The sequence below is a fragment of the Intestinibacter sp. genome (genome assembly GCF_051866655.1).
Classification (GTDB): domain Bacteria; phylum Bacillota; class Clostridia; order Peptostreptococcales; family Peptostreptococcaceae; genus Intestinibacter.
In genome coordinates this window covers 1-4,911 of record NZ_JBJDXL010000202.1, presented here as the reverse complement: position 1 = coordinate 4,911, position 4,911 = coordinate 1, and the positions used below count along the sequence as shown (strand labels likewise).

The window sequence follows — 4,911 nt, the reverse complement described above, 5'->3', positions numbered from 1 at the left end:
AGCACAGAAGGAAATACTGATCCTAAAGGATACGATGAAATCGTATATGATGGAAGAAATTATAGTCCTTTTGTTTAAAATTATAGACTAATTAATAAAAAATATTTTACTTAATACCAAGGAGGATAAAGCGATGAAAAAAGCTGTATATTTTTTCTGTACAGATTACGAAAGAGATGAAGTCGCACCGAGAGTGTTAGATTATTCAAAGGGAAATTACGATTTAAAGCTTGCTGATTTTAAATTTGCAGATAGAGATGTATACGAATACACAGATGATATGGGTAATTTATTTTCATATGTAGAAACTGACAAGGTTTTGAGCTATGACTACGATTTATACATACCTCTTCTAAATAAATATTTTGGAGATTACGATGTGGCAGGAGTTGTAAACTGGCACGGTGGTAAAAATGCCCCAGACAAAATACTTACTGTTCATTCAACAGGAGATGTAGTAGGCAAGGTATTTGCTCCATCAAATCCAATTTACCTTAGAAATCTACTACTTGCAATAGAAGAAAACCGTGTAAAAGAGGGATTAGATGATTTTACGACAATGACAGAGGCTACACATTGGACTGGTACTATCCAAGGTCAAGATATAAACCTAATAGATAAATACCAAGTTCCTATATTCGACATAGAAATAGGCAGTACGCTTGAAAGCTGGAAAAATCCAATTGCAGTATGCATACTTGCAAATTCTCTTTTAAGAGTTTTTGACAATGAAAAGGATCCTTCCTTAAATGATATCAAGGTTTTACTTTGCACAGGTGGAATGCACTTTGAAGAGAGCTTTTCAAATATAATATTAAACACAGAAAAACCAATTTCAATTGGACATGTATTATCTGGCCAATGGATGGTTCAAGGTGAATACGACAAGGATGAAAACTATCAATACCTAAAGAAATGCGTTGAGTCAATCTCTATGAAGGTAGACGGAATAGTTTTCCACGATAACATAAAATCAGCATATAAGAATCAAGTTAAAAAGCTTGGAGAAGAGCTAGGTATACCAGTTTTTAAGTATAAAAAACTAAAAAATCCTAAAGATTTACCACTATAAAATTATTAAAATAAAACAAAATAAGGGAGCTATATAAACAGACTCGTTTTATATACTCCCATTTATTTTTTCAATTTTAAAGCTTTAATCTACTGTACTCTCATTCTTTTTCTTTTTAATATGTTTTCCAACTATCTCATTTACATCAGTTATTGTCACAAAAGCAGAATAATCATCTGCTGCCACTATTCGCTTAAGCTCTGGAATTTCTATTCTCGTCACAACTGCATATAAAACGACCTTTTTACCGCTTATAAGCCCTTCACCTTCTAGCATTGTAACTGTTCTACCTAGATGCTTGTATATACTATTTGCAATCTCTTCACCGTGGTTAGTTATAATCATAGCTGCTTTTGCCTGTTCTAGACCCTCAGATACCATATCGATAATTTTAAAGGTTATAAAATAAGTAAGAATAGAATACAATGCTCTATCCCATCCGAATAACAAGCTAGCTGTAGCATATATAAAGAAGTTAAAGAACATAACTACTTGACCTACAGAAAATGACATCTTCTTGCTGATCAATATAGCGACTACCTCTGTACCATCTAAGCATGCTCCGTATCTAATTACAAAACCAACACCAATACCTAATAAGACTCCTCCAAAAACTGTTGCAAGTAATATATCATTTGTCAATTCTTCTACAGGTTTAAATTGCTCTAATAAAATAGAAAATACTACCATTGCATAAGCAGCTTTTATTAAAAAGCTTTTTCCTAATTGTTTATATCCTAAAATCAAAAATGGTATATTTAATACCAAAGTAAGTATACTTAATTGAATCTTAGTCACATAACTCAACATGATAGATATACCTATTATACCACCGTCAATTATATTATTAGGAACTAAAAATATTTCTAGGGCTACAGCTGCAAAGGCAGCACCAATAGTAATGAGTAAAAAAGAAATGAATTGATCTAGTAGACTTTTGTTGTTACTCTGATTCGTCATACTAATACCCCTTTTCTTATTTAGATTATAAGTATCCAAAATATAAATTTTATACTTTCTTATAAAATCCTCTTTATTTTTTATATTTTTTACAATTTTTTAACATTTTCGACCCTCCCACATTTACAAAATATGGATTTAATATATAATAATTATGTATGTTATTTTAATTAATCGATATATTATACAACTAGAAAGGATTATATTTATGGAGTTAACTCATTTATTTCTCTTATGTCCATTTATGTTTTTAGCTGGATTTGTTGATTCTGTAGCAGGTGGTGGTGGATTAATTTCAATACCTGCGTATATGGCTACAGGGATGCCTATGCATTTCGTATATGGATGTAATAAATTTTCTAATTCATGTGGAACTACTTTAGCCACAGTGAAATATTTCAAAGAAGGAGCTCTTGATTTAAAGGTTGCAGTCGTATCTGCAATCGGCGCTTTCATAGGCGCAGGAATAGCCACAAAAATTGTACTTCTTTTAGATAATGATTTGTTGAAAAAAATGCTTATAATAATACTTCCTATTATGGCATTTATTATTTTATTTAGATTAAACAAAATCGAAATAAAAGACTCTGAAGATACTCAAAAGAAAAAAAGCTCATTTTTAGCATTATTAATAGGATTTATCTGCGGTGGCTATGATGGTTTATTCGGTCCAGGTACTGGAACTATCGCTATTATGGCATTTGCACTTATACTTAAATACGAAATAACAACAGCATCAGGAAATGCAAAGCTATTAAATTTAATGTCTAATTACGCATCTGTAATCGGATATTTTATCTCTGGAAGTATCTATTTCCAATTTGCTATACCTTGTGCTATATTCAATATAGCTGGAAGTTATATTGGCTCAAGCCTAGCCATAAAAAACGGAATAAAATTCATAAGACCTATGATGGTCGTAGTCGTAGTTCTTTTATTAGGAAAAACAATATTAGAAATGATTTAAAGGCTATTAGCTCTTATGTTATTTTATGATTCAAATTTGATATTTATTCAAAAAGTCAGTAAGATGGAATTTCCCATACTACTGACTTTTATAATTTCTATATTCTATAAAACTCTTCTAGCATTTACATAAGCGTTTTGATAATAACTACTATTAAAATCTGCAATTGCTATTTTCTTCTGACTGTAAGATGCATGTATTATCTTTCCATCTCCTATGTAAAGTCCGACATGTGATACAGCCCCATTATTTGAGCCATTAGTATCAAAAAATACTAAATCTCCTGCTCTCAAATTACTCTTACTTACATATGTACCGTATTTACTTTGTGCACTTGAAGTTCTAGGTAGAGTTATTCCTGCTTTATTTTTAAATACATAATATGTAAATCCTGAACAGTCGAAGCTATTTGGTCCTTGGGCTCCCCATACATATGGTTTTCCAAGCTGACTCTTAGCATAAGCAACTACTGCACTCGCACTTGTTGATACTGAACTAGAGCTACCACTACCACTTGTTGAACTTGAACTTGAAGACGGTTTAGAGCTTTGTAAATATGAACTATCTACATATCCTGTTTTTCCATTATAGTTTATTTTAGACCAACCATTAGATGTCGATAAAACTGTTACTTTTTCTTGATAGTCTAATTTTCCTATTTTAGAATAGCTAGTTGATGGTCCTGTTCTTACATTTAATCCCACTGTAGCATTTACGTACTTAGTAGTTCCGCTACTTTGAGAAGCCCCACTTGATGAACTGTAGCCTGATACATAGTCCTTGTATATATATCCAGTTTTACTGTTGTATTTTGCTTTTACCCAATTTCCACTAGTGCCTAGAACCTCTACATAGCTTCCTTTTGAAATTGTAGTTATTCTAGAGTAGCTAGTCGATGGTCCTGTTCTAAAATTTACGTTTGCTGTTACAGTTTTTAAAGATGTAACATAATCCTTGTGGACATAACCAGTATCATTTCCGTATTTTACATTGATCCAATTTCCTTTTTGACCTAAATAAGTTAATTCATATCCTTTGTATAATTTTTTTATTACAGAGTAATCCATAGAAGGTCCTTTTCTAAAGTTTACTCTCGCTGTCACTGTTATAGTTTGGCTTGCTGCCTCTACTTGAGATATATCCGCTAATGGCATTACTATTGCAGATGCCATAACAGCAGCACTAGCAATTGCATAAGATTTATTTATACTCATAATTTAAATCCCCCATTTCTAGTAAATTTTTACCTTATATAGATATTGTTACATTTTTGTAACTTTTTTGCAAGTGTTTTTTGTTACTTTTCTGTTACTTTTATAAGTTGTAACTTTTTCCAATAAAAAAGAACCTCTCTATTAATCGCTATTTTTCAACTAATAGACAGGCTCTTTTAACATATCTCAAACTTATTTATTGTTATTTTTTACAATATTTACAATAACTTCCTTTGCCTTTAACATTTCTTCTACAACTGCATATTCATAATATCCATGAAAATTATATCCACCTGTAAATAAATTAGGTGTAGGAAGACCCATATATGAAAGTCTCGCACCATCAGTACCACCACGAATTGGAACTACTTTTGGCTCTACATCTGCTTGCTTCATAGCTTCTTTAGCTAAATCAACTACATACATAACTGGTTCTATTTTCTCTCTCATATTGTAATAGCTGTCTTTTATATCGACTAAAATTCTATCCTCTCCATATTTTTGTTGTAGGATTTTAGCGATTTCTCTTATTTTATTTTTCTTTATTTCTAATTTTTCTAAGTCAAAATCTCTAAGTATGTAAGATAGCTTAGCTTGATCTACTTCACCACTCATTGAGTTAAGCATATAAAAACCTTCGTATCCCTTTGTTTTTTCTGGTACCTCGTCTTTTGGTACCATAGAGTGAAATTCAGATG

At 31.4% G+C, this 4,911-nt stretch carries 4 protein-coding genes and 1 pseudogene; 2 read left to right on the top strand and 3 right to left on the bottom strand.

The genetic code is table 11. The features are described from left to right. Window positions 1–133 precede the first annotated feature (133 nt). Complete coding sequence (locus ACI3VO_RS06215) at window positions 134–1,072, top strand: D-aminoacyl-tRNA deacylase (protein ID WP_439757075.1); 939 nt, start codon at window positions 134–136, stop codon at window positions 1,070–1,072. 84 nt (window positions 1,073–1,156) lie between these two features. Here the strand turns inward: ACI3VO_RS06215 and ACI3VO_RS06210 are convergent, their stop codons facing one another. Further along, a complete protein-coding gene (locus ACI3VO_RS06210; RefSeq protein WP_439757074.1) occupies window positions 1,157–2,032 on the bottom strand; it encodes a YitT family protein in 876 nt (291 codons plus the stop codon). Between the two features lie 208 nt (window positions 2,033–2,240). Here ACI3VO_RS06210 and ACI3VO_RS06205 point away from each other — a divergent pair, with 208 nt between their 5' ends. Next, window positions 2,241–2,999, top strand: coding sequence for a sulfite exporter TauE/SafE family protein (locus ACI3VO_RS06205; protein ID WP_439757073.1), 759 nt, complete (start codon window positions 2,241–2,243; stop codon window positions 2,997–2,999). 104 nt (window positions 3,000–3,103) lie between these two features. Here the strand turns inward: ACI3VO_RS06205 and ACI3VO_RS06200 are convergent, their stop codons facing one another. Together ACI3VO_RS06200 and ACI3VO_RS06195 are read right to left on the bottom strand one after the other, a co-directional pair. After that, window positions 3,104–4,213 (bottom strand): C40 family peptidase, encoded by a 1,110-nt coding sequence (locus tag ACI3VO_RS06200; protein ID WP_439757072.1) that lies wholly within the window; start codon window positions 4,211–4,213, stop codon window positions 3,104–3,106. A 192-nt stretch (window positions 4,214–4,405) separates the two neighbouring features. Then, a pseudogene (locus tag ACI3VO_RS06195) lies at window positions 4,406–4,911 on the bottom strand (peptidase T); the annotation flags it as partial.